We start from the raw sequence: 16,081 nt of genomic DNA, 5'->3' as shown, positions 1-16,081 counted from the left end.
CCGATGCGCTTCCGCCACCCCGACGGCACCACCGTCCACCTCGCCTACTGCACCAACGTCCACCCCGCCGAAACCCTCGACGGCGTCCTCACGCAACTCCGGGACCACTGTGAACCCGTCCGTCGCCGCCTCGGCCGCGACCGGCTCGGCATCGGTCTGTGGCTCGCCAAGGACGCCGCCCGCGCCCTCGACACCGATCCTTCGGCCCTGCGCGGCCTGCGCACCGCACTCGACCGGCGCGGCCTCGAAGTCGTCACCCTCAACGGCTTCCCCTACGACGGGTTCGGCGCCGGAGAGGTCAAGCACCGGGTGTACAAGCCCGATTGGGCCGACCCGGAACGCCTCGAACACACCACGGCACTGGCCCGTGTCCTCGCCGGGCTGCTCCCCGACGACGTCACCGAGGGCACCGTCTCCACCCTCCCCCTCGGCTGGCGCACCGCGTGGACCACCGAACACTCCGAGACGGCCCACTCCGCCCTGCGCACCCTCGCCGACCGCCTGGACGCGCTGGCGGACCTCACCGGCCGCTCCGTCCGGGTCGGCCTCGAACCGGAACCCGGTTGCATCATCGAGACCACCGCCGACGCCCTCGCCCCGCTCACGGCCATCGGCCGTCCCCGCATCGGCGTCTGTGTCGACACCTGTCATCTCGCCACCTCCTTCGAAGACCCGCACACCGCCCTGGACGCGCTCGCCGCAGCCCGCGTCCCTGTCGTCAAATCCCAGCTGTCAGCCGCCCTGCACGCCGAACACCCCCGTCTCCCGGCCGTACGCGAAGCCCTCGCCGCGTTCGACGAACCCCGCTTTCTGCACCAGACCCGCACGGTCACCGCCAACGCCGCCGGTCTGCACGGCACCGACGACCTCGGCGAGGCCCTCATAGGCAACGCCCTGCCCGACAGCGGGCCCTGGCGCGCCCACTTCCACGTCCCGCTGCACGCGGCCCCCGCCGCGCCCCTCACCTCCACGCTCCCGGTACTCAAAGCCGCGCTGACCCGACTCGTCGGTGGCCCGCACCCGCTCACCCGACACCTCGAGGTCGAGACCTACACGTGGCAGGCCCTCCCACCCGAGCTACGGCCCCGCGCCCGAGCCCAGCTCGCCGACGGCATCGCCGCCGAACTCTCCCTGGCCCGCAACCTGTTGACGGACCTCGGCCTCAAGGAGCTGCCGTGAGCGACGCTCCCGTTCCCCTGCTCGTCCTCGACGTCGTCGGTCTCACCCCCCGTCTTCTCGACCACATGCCCCACCTCAAAGCCCTCGCTCAGGCCGGTTCCCGTGCGCCGCTCGGAACCGTCCTGCCGGCCGTCACCTGCGCCGCGCAGTCCACCTTCCTCACCGGGACCCTCCCGGACGAGCACGGCATCGTCGGCAACGGCTGGTACTTCCGTGAGCTCGGTGACGTCCTGCTGTGGCGGCAGCACAACGGTCTCGTCACCGGAGACAAGCTGTGGGACGCCGCCCGCCGGGCGCACCCCGGCTACACGGTCGCCAACATCTGCTGGTGGTACGCGATGGGCGCCGACACCGACTTCACCGTCACCCCCCGTCCGATCTACTACTCCGACGGCCGCAAGGAGCCCGACTGCTACACCCGGCCCCCGGCCCTGCACGACGAACTCACCGACGAAATCGGCACCTTCCCCCTGTTCCACTTCTGGGGACCGGGCGCCGACCTGGTCTCCAGCCGCTGGATCATCGACGCGACCCGCCACATCCTGCGCACCCGCCGACCCGACCTCGCCCTGTGCTACCTCCCTCACCTCGACTACGACCTCCAGCGCTTCGGCCCCGACGACCGGCGCTCTCTGCGGGCGGCCGCCGACCTGGACAAGGCCATGGCCCCCCTCCTGGCCGACGCCCGCACGCAGGGCCGTACCGTCGTCGCACTGTCCGAGTACGCCATCACCCCGGTCAGCCGGCCCATCGACATCAACCGCACTCTGCGCCGCGCCGGCCTGCTCGAGGTGCACACCCAGGACGGCATGGAGTACCTCGACCCGATGGCGTCCCGTGCCTTCGCGGTCGCGGACCACCAGCTCGCCCACGTCTACGTAGGCCGCCCCGAGGACCTGGAGGCCACCCGGGCCGCGCTCGCCGGACTGACCGGCATCGAGCAACTCCTCGACGACGAGGGCAAGAAGGCCCACCACCTCGACCATCCGCGCTCCGGCGAACTCGTCGCCGTGGCGGAGTCGGACGCCTGGTTCACGTACTACTACTGGCTCGACGACGCCCGCGCGCCCGACTTCGCACGGCTCGTCGAGATCCACCGCAAACCCGGCTACGACCCGGTCGAGCTGTTCATGGATCCACGCGACCCCTATGTGAAGGTCAAGGCGGCCACCGCCCTGGCCCGCAAGAAGCTCGGCATGCGCTACCGCATGGCGGTCGTGCCCCTCGATCCCTCACCTATTCGCGGCAGCCACGGCCGCCTTCCGACGAGCGACGCCGACGGTCCGCTCCTCATCTGCTCCACCCCCCGTTCGCTCGGCGACCGCATTGCGGCCACCGACGTGAAAGCACTGCTGCTCCAACTGGCCGGCCTGTCCTGACAGGTTGCCGACTGGTCACAAGTGAAGCACTCACCACTGACAACGCCCTCCGATCCCGAGGAGTTCCAGACATGAGCCGCATCTCCGACACCGACCCCGAACTCACCCACCGCCTCACCAGACGAGGCATGCTCGGCGTCGCCGCGGGTGCCACCGCCGCCGCATTGCTGGGAGCCGCCGCGACCCCGGCCACGGCAGCACCCGCCGCCGAAACGTCGGCCGCCGGCCGTGGCCGGCCCGTCCTGCCCCCCGGCCGGCTCGGCGTCCAGCTCTACAGCCTGCGGGACAAGGTCTCCACGCTGGGCTTCGCCGCCGTCTTCGCCGAGCTGAAGAAGTACGGCTACGACGAGGTCGAGTTCGCCGGCTACACCCAGGGTTCCGCCGGGCCCATCACCCTCGCTCAGCTCAGGCGGCTGGCCCGCAACCACGGCCTGACGCCGATCGGCAGCCACGTCGGGTACTACGCCGACGACCCGAACGCCTACACCTTCGCCCAGAACCTCACCAAGGTCCTCGACGACGCCCAGGCCCTGGGCCTCAAGCACATCGGCACCGCCTCGGGCCCCTTCCGCTACGGGTCCACCGTCGACGCCTGGAAACGCGCGGCCGAGGAGTTCAACACCTACGGAGCGGCGGCGCGAGCCCGCGGCATGAAGTTCTACCAGCACAACCACTCCGACGAGTTCGCCTTCGCGACCGACAACCCCAAGGTCCGCCTCTACGATGTGCTGCTCGCCGAGACCGACCCCGACCTGGTGTTCCTGGAGATGGACATCTTCTGGGCGTACGTCGGCCAGTTCCGCTTCTCGGCGCGGACCGACGGTACGCCCGCGCCCTTCGAGCCGCTGGACTACGTACTGAGGCAGCCGCACCGCTACCCGCTCTTCCATGTGAAGGACGGCGTCAGCGACCCCTCGAACCCCTTCGGGTACCGGATGGTCGACGTAGGTGACGGGGACATCGACTACCAGCGGTTCATCTCCGCCGTGACCCGGCTGCGCGGCGAGCGCCTGGCCCACCACTGGCAGGCCGAACACGACAACCCGGTCGAGTCGTTCGCCTTCGCCCGCAAGTCGAGCGCGCACCTGCACTCGCTGCGCGAGAAGTGCTGAGCACCGGGCGACGCCGGATGAGATGACCACGCACGCACGCGTGGAGGCCCCACCCCGTGCCTGCCGGGGTGGGGCCTCCGCACGCGCGTGCCTTGTCAACCCGCGGACTGGGGCCGGGTGTTCGAGCTGATTTCCCCGCTCCGGCCAGGCTGCCGCAGCAGCAGTGCGATGGCCGCCGCGACCATCGAGAGGCCGCCGGCCAGCGCGTACGCGCCGTTGTACCCCCAGGCCGCGACCACCATGGAGCCCAGGCCGCCGCCGAACAGACCGCTGATCAGCTTGCCGCTGTACACCAGCCCGTAGTTGGTGGCGTTGTAGTTCTCGCCGAAGTAGTCCGGGGTCAGAGCCGCGAACAGCGGGTAGAACGCGCCGCCGCCGAAGCCGGACAGGAAGGCGAAGAACAGGAACAGCCATTCGCTCCTGACGTCACCGGCCCAGATCACGCCGAACTGCGCGAGCCCCAGGACGACGATGACGAACACGAGCGTGGGCTTGCGGCCCCAGCGGTCGGACAGCCAGCCCACGACGCCGCGGCCGATGCCGTTGATGACCGCCATGACCCCCATCGACGACGCCGCGACCAGCGGTCCGAAGCCGACCTCCTTGGCGAAGTCGACCTGGAAGGAGATCCCGAAGATGGACACGCCGGCCGTCAGCACGATGGAGAGCCACATCAGGGGCAGCATGCCGGTCCGGACGGCCTCCTGCGGTGTGTACTGCTTCACCGCCGGGGGGTTCTTGGCCAGGCTCGCCGCGTTCTTGTGGTCGCCGGAGAAGGTCAGCGGGTCGAGGCCGGCGGGCCACCAGTTCTTCGGCGGGTCCTTGAAGAAGAACGCGCACCCGAACACCACGACCATGATGTAGCAGCCGATGAGGTCGAGGACGCGGTGGTAGTTGGCGGTGTCGAAGCCGTAGTTGAAGATGAAAATGAACGGCAGTGACCCGTACGCGAACCCGCCGTTGACGAAGCCGGTCCGGGCGCCGCGCCGTTCCGGGAACCACTTGCCGACCATGTTGATGCAGGTCGCGTAGACCAGACCGGCCCCGATCCCGCCGACCACCCCAAAGCCGAGAATGGCCAGCAGGACGTCGTCCAGATGAGACAGCGCGAGGAAACCGGCCAGACACATGCCGGAGCCGATGTACATGGCCCTGCGGGCCGTCAGGACGCCCTTCTCGCGCAGCCATCCCGCCGGGAAGGCGATACCGGCCTGGAAGAACACCCAGACGCTGAGGATCCAGAAGGTGTTGCCCTGCGTCCAGCCGTGCGCGTGGGACAGAGTGTCCTCCGCGGAGCCGTACGCGTATTCGAAGACGCTGATCGCCATCATGGCGATCCACGGCAGGTAGATCATGAGCTTGCGGGAGTGGCCGAGGATGTCGCGGTCGCTCTCGCCGATGCGGTAGACGCGGCCGCGGGAGTCGGTCACCTCACGGTAGGGACGGGCGGCGGCGTCGGTCGGAGAACTGTTCGTTGCGAGGGGATCTGCCGTCATGTCAGGCCATTTCCTCACCGAGCGGATGCGGATTGGGGACGATGCGACGACTGGTCAGGGGCCTGCCGGGCGCCCTCAGGAAGAGCGCCAGCACCGCGGATGCCCGGCCGATCGAGCCCGCCAGGACGAACGCGCCCTCGTAGTCCCACGTCCCGACCACGATCGAGCCGACGCCGGAGCCCACGAGACCCGAGATGAGTTTGGAGCTGTAGACCATGCCGTAGTTGCTGGCGTTGTTGTTCTCGCCGAAGTAGTCCGCCGTCATCGCGGCGAACAGCGGGAAGATCGCGCCACCGCCGAAGCCGGAGACCATGGAGCAGATCAGGAAGAACGGCATGCTGGCCATCTGGCCGAAGACCAGCACACCGAACTGGGCCGTACCGAGCACGAGACAGACGATGATCAGGGTGTGGCGGCGTCCGCAGCGGTCGGAGATCCAGCCGATGATGCCGCGCCCGGTGCCGTTGACGATCGCCTTCAGGGACATCGCCGTCGCCACGATCCCGCCCGCGAAGCCCATGTCCTTGCCGAACGGCACCTGGAAGGCGATGCCGAAGATGTTGATCCCGGCCGTGCACAGCAGACAGAACCACACCATCCACAGGACGGGAGTGCGGGCGGCCTCCTTCGGCGTGTACTGCTTCACCGCGGGCGGGGTTCTTCTCCAGCGCCCGCCGGATCTTCGGGTCGTCGGTGAGCCTGAGCGGGTCTACCTGCGCCGGCCACCAGTTCTTCGGCGGGTCCCGGAAGAACCACCCCGCGAACGCGACGACGGCGCAGCAGACGAGGCCCACCATCACCAGCACGCCCCGGTAGTTGCCCAGGTCCATGTACGACGTGAACAGGAACACGAAGGGCACCGAGCCGTAGGCGAAACCGCCGTTGACCATGCCGGTCTTGCCGCCCTTGCGCTCCGGGTACCACTTGCCGACCATGTTCACGCAGGTCGCGTAGACGAGGCCGGCGCCGATGCCGCTGCACACGCCGAAGCCGAGATGGGCGACGGTGACGTGCGGTGCGTACGCGAGTGACAGATAGCCGAGAACCGTGCCCAGCGCGCCCAGCATCATCGCCTGCCGCGCGGGCAGTCTGCCGCTCTCGCGCAGCTGCCCGGCCGGGAAGGCCATGGCCGCCTGGAAGAACACCCAGACGCCCATCAGCCAGAAGATGTGCCCACTGCTCCACAGATGGGCGTCGTGCAGGGTGTCCTCGGCCGACGTGAACGCGTACTCCGAGGAGCTGATGCCCAGCATGCCCATCCAGGGGAAGAGCACCATGGTCCAGCGTGGCCGCCCCATGATGTCCCGGTCGCTCTCGCCGATCCGGTACACGCGGCCGTTGCGGTCGGTCACCTCCCGGTAGGGGAGGGAGGCCGAGTGGTCGGTGGTTGTCATACAGCTCAGCACCCCTTGCGTCGAAAGTTCTGGCCAGCGCCCCCTGTCCAATGCCTTTCGTGTGCGCACGGGTCCCGGGACCGGCCGACGCGCACCGTGGGCCGGCCCCGAGCCTGGGTCACCTCATGAACCGCCCCCCACCATCCCCGCTGCCCGCGCCCAGCGGTACTTGGCGCCGAGCACGGCCACCGGCTTCTCCGTCGTGTACGGGTACGCCACGACGCCCCGTTCGTAGAGGTACTGGCAGGCCTGCTCGACCTCCACGTCACCCGCGAGCGACGCCACGACGGGCTTCTCGATGCCCCGTTCGCGGAACTCGGCCACCACGCGCGCGGTGAGCTCCGCGAAGACCATCGGGGGAGTGACGATGGTGTGCCAGTAGCCGAGCACCAGGGCGTGGATGCGCGGATCCTCCAGACCCAGCCGGATCGTCGCCTCGTACGTCGACGGCGGCTCGCCCCCGGTGATGTCGACCGGGTTGCCCGCGGCCCCGAAGGGCGGGATGAACTCCCGGAACGCCGCGTCCAGGTCCGGCGGGATCTCCATCAGGGTCAGGCCGTTGTCCATCACCGCGTCCGACAGCAGCACCCCGCTGCCGCCCGCGCCCGTGATGATCACGACGTTGTCCCCCTGAGGGGTGGGCAGCACCGGCAACGCTCGCGCGTACTCCAACATGTCGTTCAGCCCGGGCGCCCTGATGACGCCCGCCTGCCGCAGGATGTCGTCGTAGACGGCGTCGTCGCCCGCCAGCGCCCCGGTGTGGGAGCCGGCCGCCCTGGCGCCCGCCGCCGTACGGCCCGCCTTCAAAACGACGACCGGCTTCTTCGGAACGGTGGCCCGCGCGGCCTCGACGAAGGCGCGCCCGTCCTTGAGGTCCTCCAGGTGCATCGCGATGCAGTCGGTGTGCGGGTCCTCGCCGAACCAGGTCAGCAGGTCGTCCTCGTCCAGGTCCGACTTGTTGCCGAGCCCCACGATCGCCGACACGCCCGTCTTCGTGGTGCGCGCGAAGCCCAGGATGGCCATCCCGATGCCACCGGACTGCGAGGTCAGCGCGACCCCGCCCTTGACGTCGTACGGGGTGCAGAACGTGGCGCACAGGTCCTGCCAGGTCGAGTAGTAGCCGTAGATGTTCGGCCCGAGCAGCCGCACGCCGTAGCGCTCGGCGATCGCCACGAGCTCGTCCTGGAGGGCGAGTTCCCCGGTCTCCGCGAACCCGGAGGGGATCAGCACGGCGTTGGGGATGTTCTTGCGTCCCACCTCCTCCAGGGCCGAGGCCACGAACTTGGCGGGTATCGCGAAGACCGCCACATCCACCTCACCGGGAACGTCGGCGACACTCTTGTACGCCTTGCGGCCCACGATGTCATCGGCCCGGGGGTTCACCGGATGGATGTCCCCGGCGAAGCCGCCGTCGACGAGGTTGCGCATCACCGAGTTGCCGATCTTGCCCTGCTCGTTGGAGGCGCCGATCACGGCCACGGAACTCGGCTGCATCAGACGGCGCATCGAGGTGAGGATCTCCGCGCGCGTGTAGCGGCGACGCTCCTTGACCGGCGTGTCGGACAGGATCACGCGGATGTCCGCGGCGACGGCGCCCTGTGGCGTCGCGATCACCGGGTTGAGGTCCACCTCGGCGATCTCGGGGAAGTCCGCGACCAGTTGGGACACCCGGCGGATCTGCTCGGCGACCGCCCACCGGTCCACGCCGGGCAGACCGCGCACCCCGCGCAGGATCTCCGCCGACCTGATCGAGTCCAGCATGGAAAGCGCCTCGTCGGAGTCCACCGGAGCCAGCCGGAAGGTGACGTCCTTGAGCACCTCGACGAGCACCCCGCCGAGCCCGAACGCCACGACCTTGCCGAACGTCGGATCGGTTACCGCCCCGACGATGACCTCCTGCCCCTGCGGCAGCAGTTCCTGGATCTGCACGCCCGCGATCTTGGCACCCGCGTCGTACGCGCGCGCGTTCTCGACGATCCGGTGGAACGCCGCTCGCACGTCCGCCGCGCCCTCCACCCCGACGACCACTCCGCCGGCGTCGGTCTTGTGCAGGATGTCCGGCGAGACGATCTTCATCACGACGGGGCCGCCGAAGCGCGCGGCGTACGCGACGGCCTCCTCGACGTCGGTCGCGATCTCCTCGCCCGGTACGGCGATCCCGTACGCGTCGGCGATCACCTTGCCCTCCGGCGCGGTGAGCGCCGTCCGCCCCTCGGCGCGCACCGCGTCGAGCAGCGCACGCACCCTGAGCACCCGGTCCTCGGCCATCACCTCAGATCACCCCGTTCGACTTGAGCAGGCGCAGCTCCTCGTCCCCGAGACCGAGTTCGCCGATGTACACCTCTTCGTTGTGCTCGCCGAGCAGCGGCGCGCCGGTCACCTCGACGGGGGAGTCGGAGAGCTTCAGCGGGCTGCCCACGGTCATGAACTCACCGCGCTGCGGATGCGGTACGCGCACCACCATCTCGTTGGCGGCAAGCGACTCGTCCTCGATGATCTCCTTGGTGGACAGGATCGGCCCGCACGGGATGTTGTGGGCGTTGAGCCGCTCCAGCACCTCCCATTTGGGCAGCGTCGAGGACCACTCCTCGATCAGCTGGAACATCTTGTTCAGCTTGGGCAGCCGGGCCTGCGGAGTCGCCCACTCGGGGTCGTCGGCCAGCTCGGGCCGGCCGATGAGCTCGCTGATCGGCTGCCAGCCGACCGGCTGCACGATGACGTACACGTAGTCGTTCGGCCCGCCCGGAGCACACCTCACGGCCCAGCCGGGCTGGCCGCCGCCGGACGCGTTTCCGGACCGGGGAACCTCCTGGCCGAAGTCGTCGTTGGGATATTCAGTGAGCGGCCCGTGTGCCAGGCGTTGCTGGTCCCGCAGTTTCACCCGGCACAGGTTGAGTACGGCGTGCTGCATGGCCACGTTGACCCGCTGACCGCGCCCGGTGTTCTCCCGCTGGTACAGCGCCGCGAGAATCCCCGCCACGGCGTGCACCCCTGTCCCCGAGTCCCCGATCTGGGCCCCCGTCGCCAGCGGCGGCCCGTCCTCGAAACCGGTGGTCGACATCGACCCGCCCATGGCCTGAGCGACGACCTCGTACGCCTTGAAGTTCGTGTACGGGCCGTCCCCGAACCCCTTGATGGAGGCATACACGATCCGCGGATTGATCTGCTGGATGCGGTCCCAGGTGAAGCCCATACGGTCGACCGCGCCCGGTCCGAAGTTCTCGACCATGACGTCGGAGCGCCGGATCAGCTCGGTGAGGATCTCCTTGCCGCGCTCGGTCTTGGTGTTGAGGGTGATGCTGCGTTTGTTGCAGTTGAGCATCGTGAAGTAGAGCGAGTCGACGTCCGGGAGGTCGCGCAACTGCCCGCGCGTGATGTCACCGGACGGCGCCTCCAGCTTGACGACGTCCGCGCCGAGCCAGGCAAGCAACTGGGTCGCCGACGGGCCCGACTGGACGTGCGTCATGTCGAGGACACGGATGCCTTCGAGAGCCTTGCTGGCCGTTCCTGTCATGGGGGTCATCGGGGGCGCCTCACTTGTACATCGTCTGGTTCATCGTTCCGGGGGCGTACGCGTCCGGGTCGACCCAGACGTTGATCAGGGAGGGCTTCCCGGACTCGCGGGCGCGCCCGAGCGCGGGGCCGATGTCGGCGGGGTCGCGCACCTCCTCGCCGTAACCGCCCAGCATCTGCGCGAACTTGTCGTAGTGGACGTCGCCGAGGGTGTTGCCGATCCGCGCGCGCTCCGGGCCGTACTTGGCGGCCTGGCCGTACCGGATCTGGTTCATGGAGGAGTTGTTGCCCACGATGCCGACGAACGGGAGGTCGTAGCGGACGAGGGTCTCGAAGTCCCAGCCGGTGAGGGAGAAGGCGCCGTCGCCGAAGAGGGCGACGACCTCCTTGTCGGGCCGCGCCTGCTTGGCGGCGAGCACGAAGGGGACGCCGACGCCGAGGGTGCCCAGCGGGCCCGGGTCCATCCAGTGGCCCGGTGACTTGGGCTGCACGACCTGCCCGGAGAAGGTGACGATGTCGCCGCCGTCGCCGATGTAGATCGAGTCCTCGGTGAGGAAGTCGTTGATCTCGCTGACCAGGCGGTAGGGATGGATCGGCGAGGCCTCCGACCTGAGGCTGGGCAATCGCTTCTCGAGCGCGGTCTGCTCGGCGGCGCGCAGTTCGTCGAGCCACTCCTTGCGCTTCGACGCGCCCCCGTTGAGGCGCCCGGAGGCGGCCTCGGTCACCGACTTCAGCACCAGCCCGGCGTCGCCGACGATACCGAGGTCGATGTCGCGGTTCTTGCCGACGGTGCGGTAGTCGAGGTCGATCTGCACCACGGTCGCGTCGGGGGAGAGCCGCTTGCCGTAGCCCATCCGGAAGTCGAACGGGGTGCCCACAATGACGATCACGTCGGCGCCCGAGAAGGCGTACCGGCGCGACAGCTGGAAGTGGTGCGGATCGCCGGGCGGCAGTGTGCCGCGGCCCGCGCCGTTCATGTACGCCGGGATGTTCAGCGTGCGGACCAGTTCGACGGCCGCCTCCGTGCCCCGGGTCGTCCACACCTGACTGCCCAGCAGGATGGCGGGTTTCTCGGCGTGCACCAGCAGGTCGGCGAGCTTTTCGACGGCCTCGGGGTCGCCGGCCGAGCGGGTGGAGGCGCGGTAGGCGCCCGGCCTCGGCAGCCGGGCCTTCGCCGTCGGCACCTTGGCGTCGAGGACGTCGCGCGGGATCTCCAGGAAGGAGGGGCCGGGCGCGCCGTGGTAGCACTCGCGGAACGCCATCGACACCATGTCCGCCGCGCGGGCCGTGTCCGGCACGGTCGCCGCGAACTTGGTGATCGGCGTCATCATGTCGACGTGTGGCAGGTCCTGCAAGGACCCCATCTTGTGCTGGCTGAGCGCCCCCTGACCGCCGATCAGCAGCATCGGGGACTCCGCGCGGAAGGCGTTGGCGACACCGGTGACGGCGTCGGTGGTGCCGGGGCCGGCGGTGACGACCGCGCAGCCGGGCTTGCCGGTGATGCGCGCGTAGCCGTCGGCGGCATGGGCGGCGACCTGTTCGTGGCGTACGTCGACGACCTCTATGCCCTCGTCGACGCAGCCGTCGTAGATGTCGATGATGTGGCCGCCGCACAGCGTGTAGATGCGGTCGACCCCCTCTGCCTTCAGCGCCTTGGCAACGAGATGACCACCGGAAATCACGTCCTGGGTATCGTCGGGCATGGCGAAGTCCTGTCCCTTCGTAGGGGATGGGATGCAGTCGTCGTACATTGCATACAGTCGACGAATACTGTATGAAGCTTGTTATCCCCCATCCGGTGGGTGGTGTCCAGGGGGCGTGCGGCACTTTCGGCCATCGGCGTTCGGCCTCGCGATGGCTCGGCGGACCCGACCGTGCACCGAGAGCGGAGCAGCCCCATGACCACCACCCTCACCCTCAAGTCAGGAACCCTCCAGGCCCGATGCCTGGCGGCGCTGCCTCGCCGTCGCCCCGGAGGCCTTCCGCGAGGACCGGGTCCTCAACCTGTGGAACGCCACCTGGCAGGCCGACGGCCGCGTGCTGCCCGAGAACTCCTCGCCCTCCTCCTCGTATGGGAGATCGGCAAGCCCTGGCGGCTCGCACCGGCCGACGTCGACCGGGCCGTCCCGGCGGTGCGCACGCTGAGGCTCGGACATCCACTGGCCGTCGAGAAGCGCGCGACGAGCCCACCCACGGCTGGACTTCGGTCCGGTGATCAACGCGGCCAAGGCCAAGGAACTCAACGACCAGGTCGCCGAGGCCATCGACCGGGGCGCGGTCCCGCTGCACCGCGGCCGCCCGGCCGACGCCCGCTTCCTGCCCGGCCAGGACACCTCCGCCTACGTCCAACCGGTCACGCTCCTGGCCCCGCCGCCGTCCTCACCCCTGTACCACGCGGAGCCGTTCGGCCCGGTCGACACCATCGTCCTCGTCGACACGGAAGCGGAGCTGCTGGCCGCCGTGAACGCGTCCAACGGGGCGCTCGTCGCCACACTGTCCACGGACGACCGGGTGACCTACGACCGACTGGCCCCGCAGATCCGCGCCTTCAAGGTCGGCCACGGCACGCCGCGCTCCCGCGGCGACCGCGACGAGCTCTTCGGCGGCTGCGGCGCCTCCTGGCGGGGCGCGTTCGTCGGCGGGGAACTGCTGGTGCGCGCGATGACACGAGGACCGGCCGGGGAGCGGCTGCCCGGAAACTTCCCGCAGGCACAGCAGATGCCCTGACCCCGGGCGCTCCTCAACCAGGTGGTCGATCGTCCTGGCGACGGCCAGGACCGACGCGCCCCGCGGGCAGCCCGAGCGCGGAGCGATCGTGCGGTCACCCGGCGTGAGGCGCCCGCGGCGGTGCCCCGCCCCCTGTGTGGCCAGCGGATATGCAGGTGAATCGCACTCCGAAAGCTTGGTATTGTTGTCCATGTCGCCGCGGGGAACGCTTCCGCACGGCGGCAGACACCTGGTCCGGGTGGCGGAATGGCAGACGCGCTAGCTTGAGGTGCTAGTGCCCTTTATCGGGCGTGGGGGTTCAAGTCCCCCCTCGGACACTCTCACTCTCCGCATCGAGCGGATTTCGCTCGGTGATATTCGACGATCAGTCAGTTCCCGCATTCGGTGATCAGCCGAGTGCGGGTTTTGTCGTTTCCGTATCCATTGCCGCCCAAATGTCGCGGAAGCCCGTTTATCGGTTGTCCCGCCGTGGTGCCCGGCACCCTGTCCGGGCGTCGCCTCGGGTGTCGTTTCACCCGTCGCTCAACAGCTTACTGACGGCCCGTCAATGTTCATCCCCGTCCCCATATTGGCGGTCTATGGCTCGTTCTCGTGGTGATACGATCACGCTCGCTTGTAGAGCGGGCGGATGGGTGCAAGACGACATCTCCGGCTACGGGGACAGTCCGGGCGGTCACCCCGGTGCGGGCGGTCCGCCGGTCCACCCGCATTGACGGGAATTCAGCAACTGGCCGTCAGTCGAGGCCGCCTGAAGAGAGTCTTATGACTGATTACATACAGAACCCGGTACTCTGGGCTCTCCTCGTCGCCGTACTCGTCGCAGTCACCCTCATTGTGCGTCAGCGCAGGGTGGCGCGCGCCTTAAGGCAGGAGATCGCGGGGCTCAAGTCCCACTACTCCGCGTTGGAAAACGAGTACGCGCAATCCGTCGAGGCAGCTCAGGAACGAGCCGAAGAGGCTACGAAAACGGTCCTCAAGTCCGCGATGCGGACCCTTCAGGGCCTGGCCGCGGAACAGCAGTTGATTGTCTCCCGGCTGCAGAACAAGTACGGCGAGTCGGTCATCCTCCAGGACCTCCTGGAGATCGACCACACGAACTCGCAGTTCGGCCGACGCGCCCAGTCCATCGCCGTGCTCTGCGACGGCTGGCTGGGGCGCGCACGTGATGTCGCGTCCGTCTACGACGTGGTGCGCAGCGCGCAGGGCAGGGTTCGCCACTACCGGCGGGTGGAGATTCTCTCGCAGGTCGACTTCGGCGTCACGAGCCGTGCCGTCGAACCCGTCGCACTGGCCCTCGCCGAGCTGCTCGACAACGCCACGAGCTATTCCAGCCCAGACACCGTCGTCGAAATCAACATTCGTACCGTGCCCAAGGGTATCTGCATCGTCGTCGACGACGCCGGTGTCGGTATGAACGACGAAGAGCGCACCCGTGCCGACAAACTCCTCGCCAGCGACCGGGTCTCGGGCGTCTCCGCACTCGGCAACCCGCCGCAGTTCGGCTTCGCCGTGATCGGTGTGCTCAGCGAGCGCTTCGGCTTCGAGGTGTCCGTGGACTCCACCTCCCCCTACGGAGGCGTCCGGGCGGTGCTCCTCCTGCCGCACGACCTGCTCACCAACGCGCCCGAGCAGAAGGAGCCGGCTCCGGCCGTCGCTTCCACCGTCACCGCCACGGGCTTCAGTGGCCCCGAAGGCGCGCTGACGGCCAACACCACCACCGCCGACGGCCTGCCGAAGCGGCGGCGCAAGCGGCCCATGGCCATCGTGCCGGGCAGCGCGTCCGCCCCCACTCCCGCCCGCTCGGGCGCCGAGACGGCGGCGATCATGGGCGCCTTCCAACGGGGTACCCAGTCGGGCCGGGCCACGCCTGCGGATCCCGCGGACAAGTCGAGCAGCACACGTGGTGCAAGCAGCGAAGGGCATGAGGTCTCGTGAACGACGATCTGTCATGGATGCTTGACAGTGCCTTGGAGATTCCCGGGGCCCTGCACGCAGTCCTGATCTCCGCCGACGGCCTGCTGATGGCCCGGACGCAGGATTTCGACAAGGACGACGCGGACCGCGTGGCCGCCGCGATGAGCGGGGTGCAGTCGCTCAGCCGCTCGCTCGCGTTCTTCTGCGAGGACCCGCAGATGCGCTGGCGGCAGACGCTGGTCGAGTTCGACGGGGGCTGGGTCTTCCTGATCTCCGCCGGCGAGGGCGCCTACCTCGGCGTCTCCGCCTCGCCGGACGTCGACATGGCGGACATCACCTTCCGGATGCAGCAGCTCGTCGGTCAACTCGGCAAGGCCCTGATGACACCGCCGCGCGAGAACCTCGGCGCGCGGTCATGAACGGTTTCGACGAACTGGAGCCCCAGACGCCGGAGTTAGTGCGCCCGTACGTCATCACCAAGGGGCGCGGGCTGCCCGACGAAGGGCAGCTCTCCCTCATCACCCTGGTCACGGCGGCCACCGATCACGAGCAGCGGCCGACCCGCCTGTCCCCCGAGGAACAGAACCTGTTGGACCTGTGCTCGGCCGGCTACCTCTCGGTCGCCGAAATCGCCGGCCACACCCAACTGCCCCTGGGCGTGGTGAAGATCCTCCTCGCCGCCCTCACCGAAGGCGGCTACCTCATCACCCGCCCGCCCGTGCAGCGGGCGCCGCTCGCCGACCGGGACATCCTGGAGGAGGTGCTGAATGGTCTCAGGGCCAAGTTTGGATGAACAGGCGTACGTCCGCGACGGGGCTACGCAGACAGCGGTGAAGATCCTCGTCGTGGGCCACTTCGCGGTCGGCAAGACCACGTTCATCGGGGCGATCTCCGAGATCGAGCCGCTGACCACCGAGGAGACGATGACGCGGGCCGCCGAGTCCGTCGACGACCTCAAGGGAGTCCAGGGCAAGACCACCACCACGGTGGCCATGGACTTCGGCCGTCTGACCATCAGCGACCGCGTCGTGCTGTACCTGTTCGGAACGCCGGGCCAGCAGCGCTTCGTCCAGATGTGGGAGGACATGGCACGCGGTGCGCTCGGCGCGCTGGTGCTCGTCGACCCCGAGCGACTCGCGGACTCCTTCGCCGTGATCGACCTCATCGAGCAGTACGGACTCGACTACGCCATCGCCGTCAACCACTTCGACGGCTCGCCGCTGCGCGACGAGATGGCCCTGCGCGACGCACTGGACCTGCTCGACGACACCCCCGTCGTCACCTGCGACGCACGAGACGAGAAGTCCTCGGCGGAAGCGCTGATCACCCTCGTCCGTCATCTGCAGGACCGTGCCCACTAGGAGCAG

General features: G+C 69.0%; 11 protein-coding genes, 1 tRNA gene and 2 pseudogenes. 9 read left to right on the top strand and 5 right to left on the bottom strand.

Annotated elements, in window-relative coordinates:
* Positions 1–3: 3 nt before the first annotated feature.
* From eboE to ACIBTS_RS03845, 3 genes are all read left to right on the top strand, one after another.
* Positions 4–1,179, top strand: a complete 1,176-nt coding sequence (eboE, locus tag ACIBTS_RS03855; RefSeq protein ID WP_399316357.1) for a metabolite traffic protein EboE — start codon at positions 4–6, stop codon at positions 1,177–1,179.
* Complete coding sequence (locus ACIBTS_RS03850) at positions 1,176–2,558, top strand: nucleotide pyrophosphatase/phosphodiesterase family protein (RefSeq protein WP_399316355.1); 1,383 nt, start codon at positions 1,176–1,178, stop codon at positions 2,556–2,558. Before eboE ends, ACIBTS_RS03850 begins: the two co-directional genes overlap by 4 nt.
* A gap of 71 nt (positions 2,559–2,629) precedes the next feature.
* Entirely contained in the window at positions 2,630–3,670 is a 1,041-nt protein-coding gene (locus tag ACIBTS_RS03845) for a sugar phosphate isomerase/epimerase (protein WP_079658520.1), read from the top strand.
* 95 nt (positions 3,671–3,765) lie between these two features.
* Here ACIBTS_RS03845 and ACIBTS_RS03840 read toward each other — a convergent pair whose 3' ends face one another.
* From ACIBTS_RS03840 to ACIBTS_RS03820, 5 genes and pseudogenes are all read right to left on the bottom strand, one after another.
* On the bottom strand, positions 3,766–5,166 hold the full coding sequence (locus ACIBTS_RS03840; protein ID WP_399316353.1) for an OFA family MFS transporter: 1,401 nt from the start codon (positions 5,164–5,166) through the stop codon (positions 3,766–3,768).
* A 1-nt stretch (position 5,167) separates the two neighbouring features.
* A pseudogene (locus ACIBTS_RS03835) lies at positions 5,168–6,560 on the bottom strand (OFA family MFS transporter).
* 123 nt (positions 6,561–6,683) lie between these two features.
* Positions 6,684–8,828 carry an acetate--CoA ligase family protein gene (locus tag ACIBTS_RS03830; RefSeq protein WP_399316351.1) on the bottom strand — a complete coding sequence of 715 codons (2,145 nt, stop codon included), beginning with the start codon at positions 8,826–8,828 and terminating at the stop codon, positions 6,684–6,686.
* A 4-nt stretch (positions 8,829–8,832) separates the two neighbouring features.
* Positions 8,833–10,074 carry a formyl-CoA transferase gene (gene frc / locus ACIBTS_RS03825; protein ID WP_399316349.1) on the bottom strand — a complete coding sequence of 414 codons (1,242 nt, stop codon included), beginning with the start codon at positions 10,072–10,074 and terminating at the stop codon, positions 8,833–8,835.
* Between the two features lie 19 nt (positions 10,075–10,093).
* A complete protein-coding gene (locus tag ACIBTS_RS03820; RefSeq protein WP_399316348.1) occupies positions 10,094–11,776 on the bottom strand; it encodes a thiamine pyrophosphate-binding protein in 1,683 nt (560 codons plus the stop codon).
* 195 nt (positions 11,777–11,971) lie between these two features.
* On the opposite strand from ACIBTS_RS03820, the pseudogene ACIBTS_RS03815 reads away from it, so the two are divergent.
* The 6 genes and pseudogenes from ACIBTS_RS03815 to ACIBTS_RS03790 all read left to right on the top strand — a co-directional run bounded on the left by ACIBTS_RS03815 (position 11,972) and on the right by ACIBTS_RS03790 (position 16,075).
* A pseudogene (locus ACIBTS_RS03815) lies at positions 11,972–12,800 on the top strand (aldehyde dehydrogenase family protein).
* A gap of 232 nt (positions 12,801–13,032) precedes the next feature.
* Positions 13,033–13,117: transfer RNA gene (locus ACIBTS_RS03810), tRNA-Leu, on the top strand.
* A 445-nt stretch (positions 13,118–13,562) separates the two neighbouring features.
* Positions 13,563–14,735, top strand: a complete 1,173-nt coding sequence (locus tag ACIBTS_RS03805) for an ATP-binding protein (RefSeq protein ID WP_399316346.1) — start codon at positions 13,563–13,565, stop codon at positions 14,733–14,735.
* Positions 14,732–15,133 carry a roadblock/LC7 domain-containing protein gene (locus ACIBTS_RS03800; protein WP_079658518.1) on the top strand — a complete coding sequence of 134 codons (402 nt, stop codon included), beginning with the start codon at positions 14,732–14,734 and terminating at the stop codon, positions 15,131–15,133. The genes ACIBTS_RS03805 and ACIBTS_RS03800 overlap by 4 nt, the downstream gene beginning before the upstream one ends.
* Entirely contained in the window at positions 15,130–15,507 is a 378-nt protein-coding gene (locus tag ACIBTS_RS03795) for a DUF742 domain-containing protein (RefSeq protein ID WP_319675147.1), read from the top strand. Before ACIBTS_RS03800 ends, ACIBTS_RS03795 begins: the two co-directional genes overlap by 4 nt.
* On the top strand, positions 15,482–16,075 hold the full coding sequence (locus ACIBTS_RS03790; RefSeq protein WP_079658517.1) for an ATP/GTP-binding protein: 594 nt from the start codon (positions 15,482–15,484) through the stop codon (positions 16,073–16,075). Before ACIBTS_RS03795 ends, ACIBTS_RS03790 begins: the two co-directional genes overlap by 26 nt.
* Positions 16,076–16,081: the final 6 nt, after the last annotated feature.

It is taken from the genome of Streptomyces sp. NPDC050121, assembly GCF_044460385.1.
Taxonomy (GTDB): Bacteria; Actinomycetota; Actinomycetes; order Streptomycetales; family Streptomycetaceae; genus Streptomyces; species Streptomyces soliscabiei.
The sequence above is the reverse complement of the archived record's forward strand: the minus strand, read 5'-3'. Positions and strand labels throughout refer to the sequence as shown.

Excerpts from the sequence above, each read along its gene's own strand:
- ACIBTS_RS03830 (WP_399316351.1), bottom strand. The coding sequence starts at position 8,828 with ATGGCCGAGGACCGGGTGCTCAGGGTGCGTGCGCTGCTCGACGCGGTG.
- ACIBTS_RS03845 (WP_079658520.1), top strand. The coding sequence starts at position 2,630 with ATGAGCCGCATCTCCGACACCGACCCCGAACTCACCCACCGCCTCACC.
- frc (WP_399316349.1), bottom strand. The coding sequence starts at position 10,074 with ATGACAGGAACGGCCAGCAAGGCTCTCGAAGGCATCCGTGTCCTCGAC.
- ACIBTS_RS03795 (WP_319675147.1), top strand. The coding sequence starts at position 15,130 with ATGAACGGTTTCGACGAACTGGAGCCCCAGACGCCGGAGTTAGTGCGC.
- ACIBTS_RS03790 (WP_079658517.1), top strand. The coding sequence starts at position 15,482 with ATGGTCTCAGGGCCAAGTTTGGATGAACAGGCGTACGTCCGCGACGGG.
- ACIBTS_RS03820 (WP_399316348.1), bottom strand. The coding sequence starts at position 11,776 with ATGCCCGACGATACCCAGGACGTGATTTCCGGTGGTCATCTCGTTGCC.
- ACIBTS_RS03840 (WP_399316353.1), bottom strand. The coding sequence starts at position 5,166 with ATGACGGCAGATCCCCTCGCAACGAACAGTTCTCCGACCGACGCCGCC.
- ACIBTS_RS03805 (WP_399316346.1), top strand. The coding sequence starts at position 13,563 with ATGACTGATTACATACAGAACCCGGTACTCTGGGCTCTCCTCGTCGCC.
- eboE (WP_399316357.1), top strand. The coding sequence starts at position 4 with ATGCGCTTCCGCCACCCCGACGGCACCACCGTCCACCTCGCCTACTGC.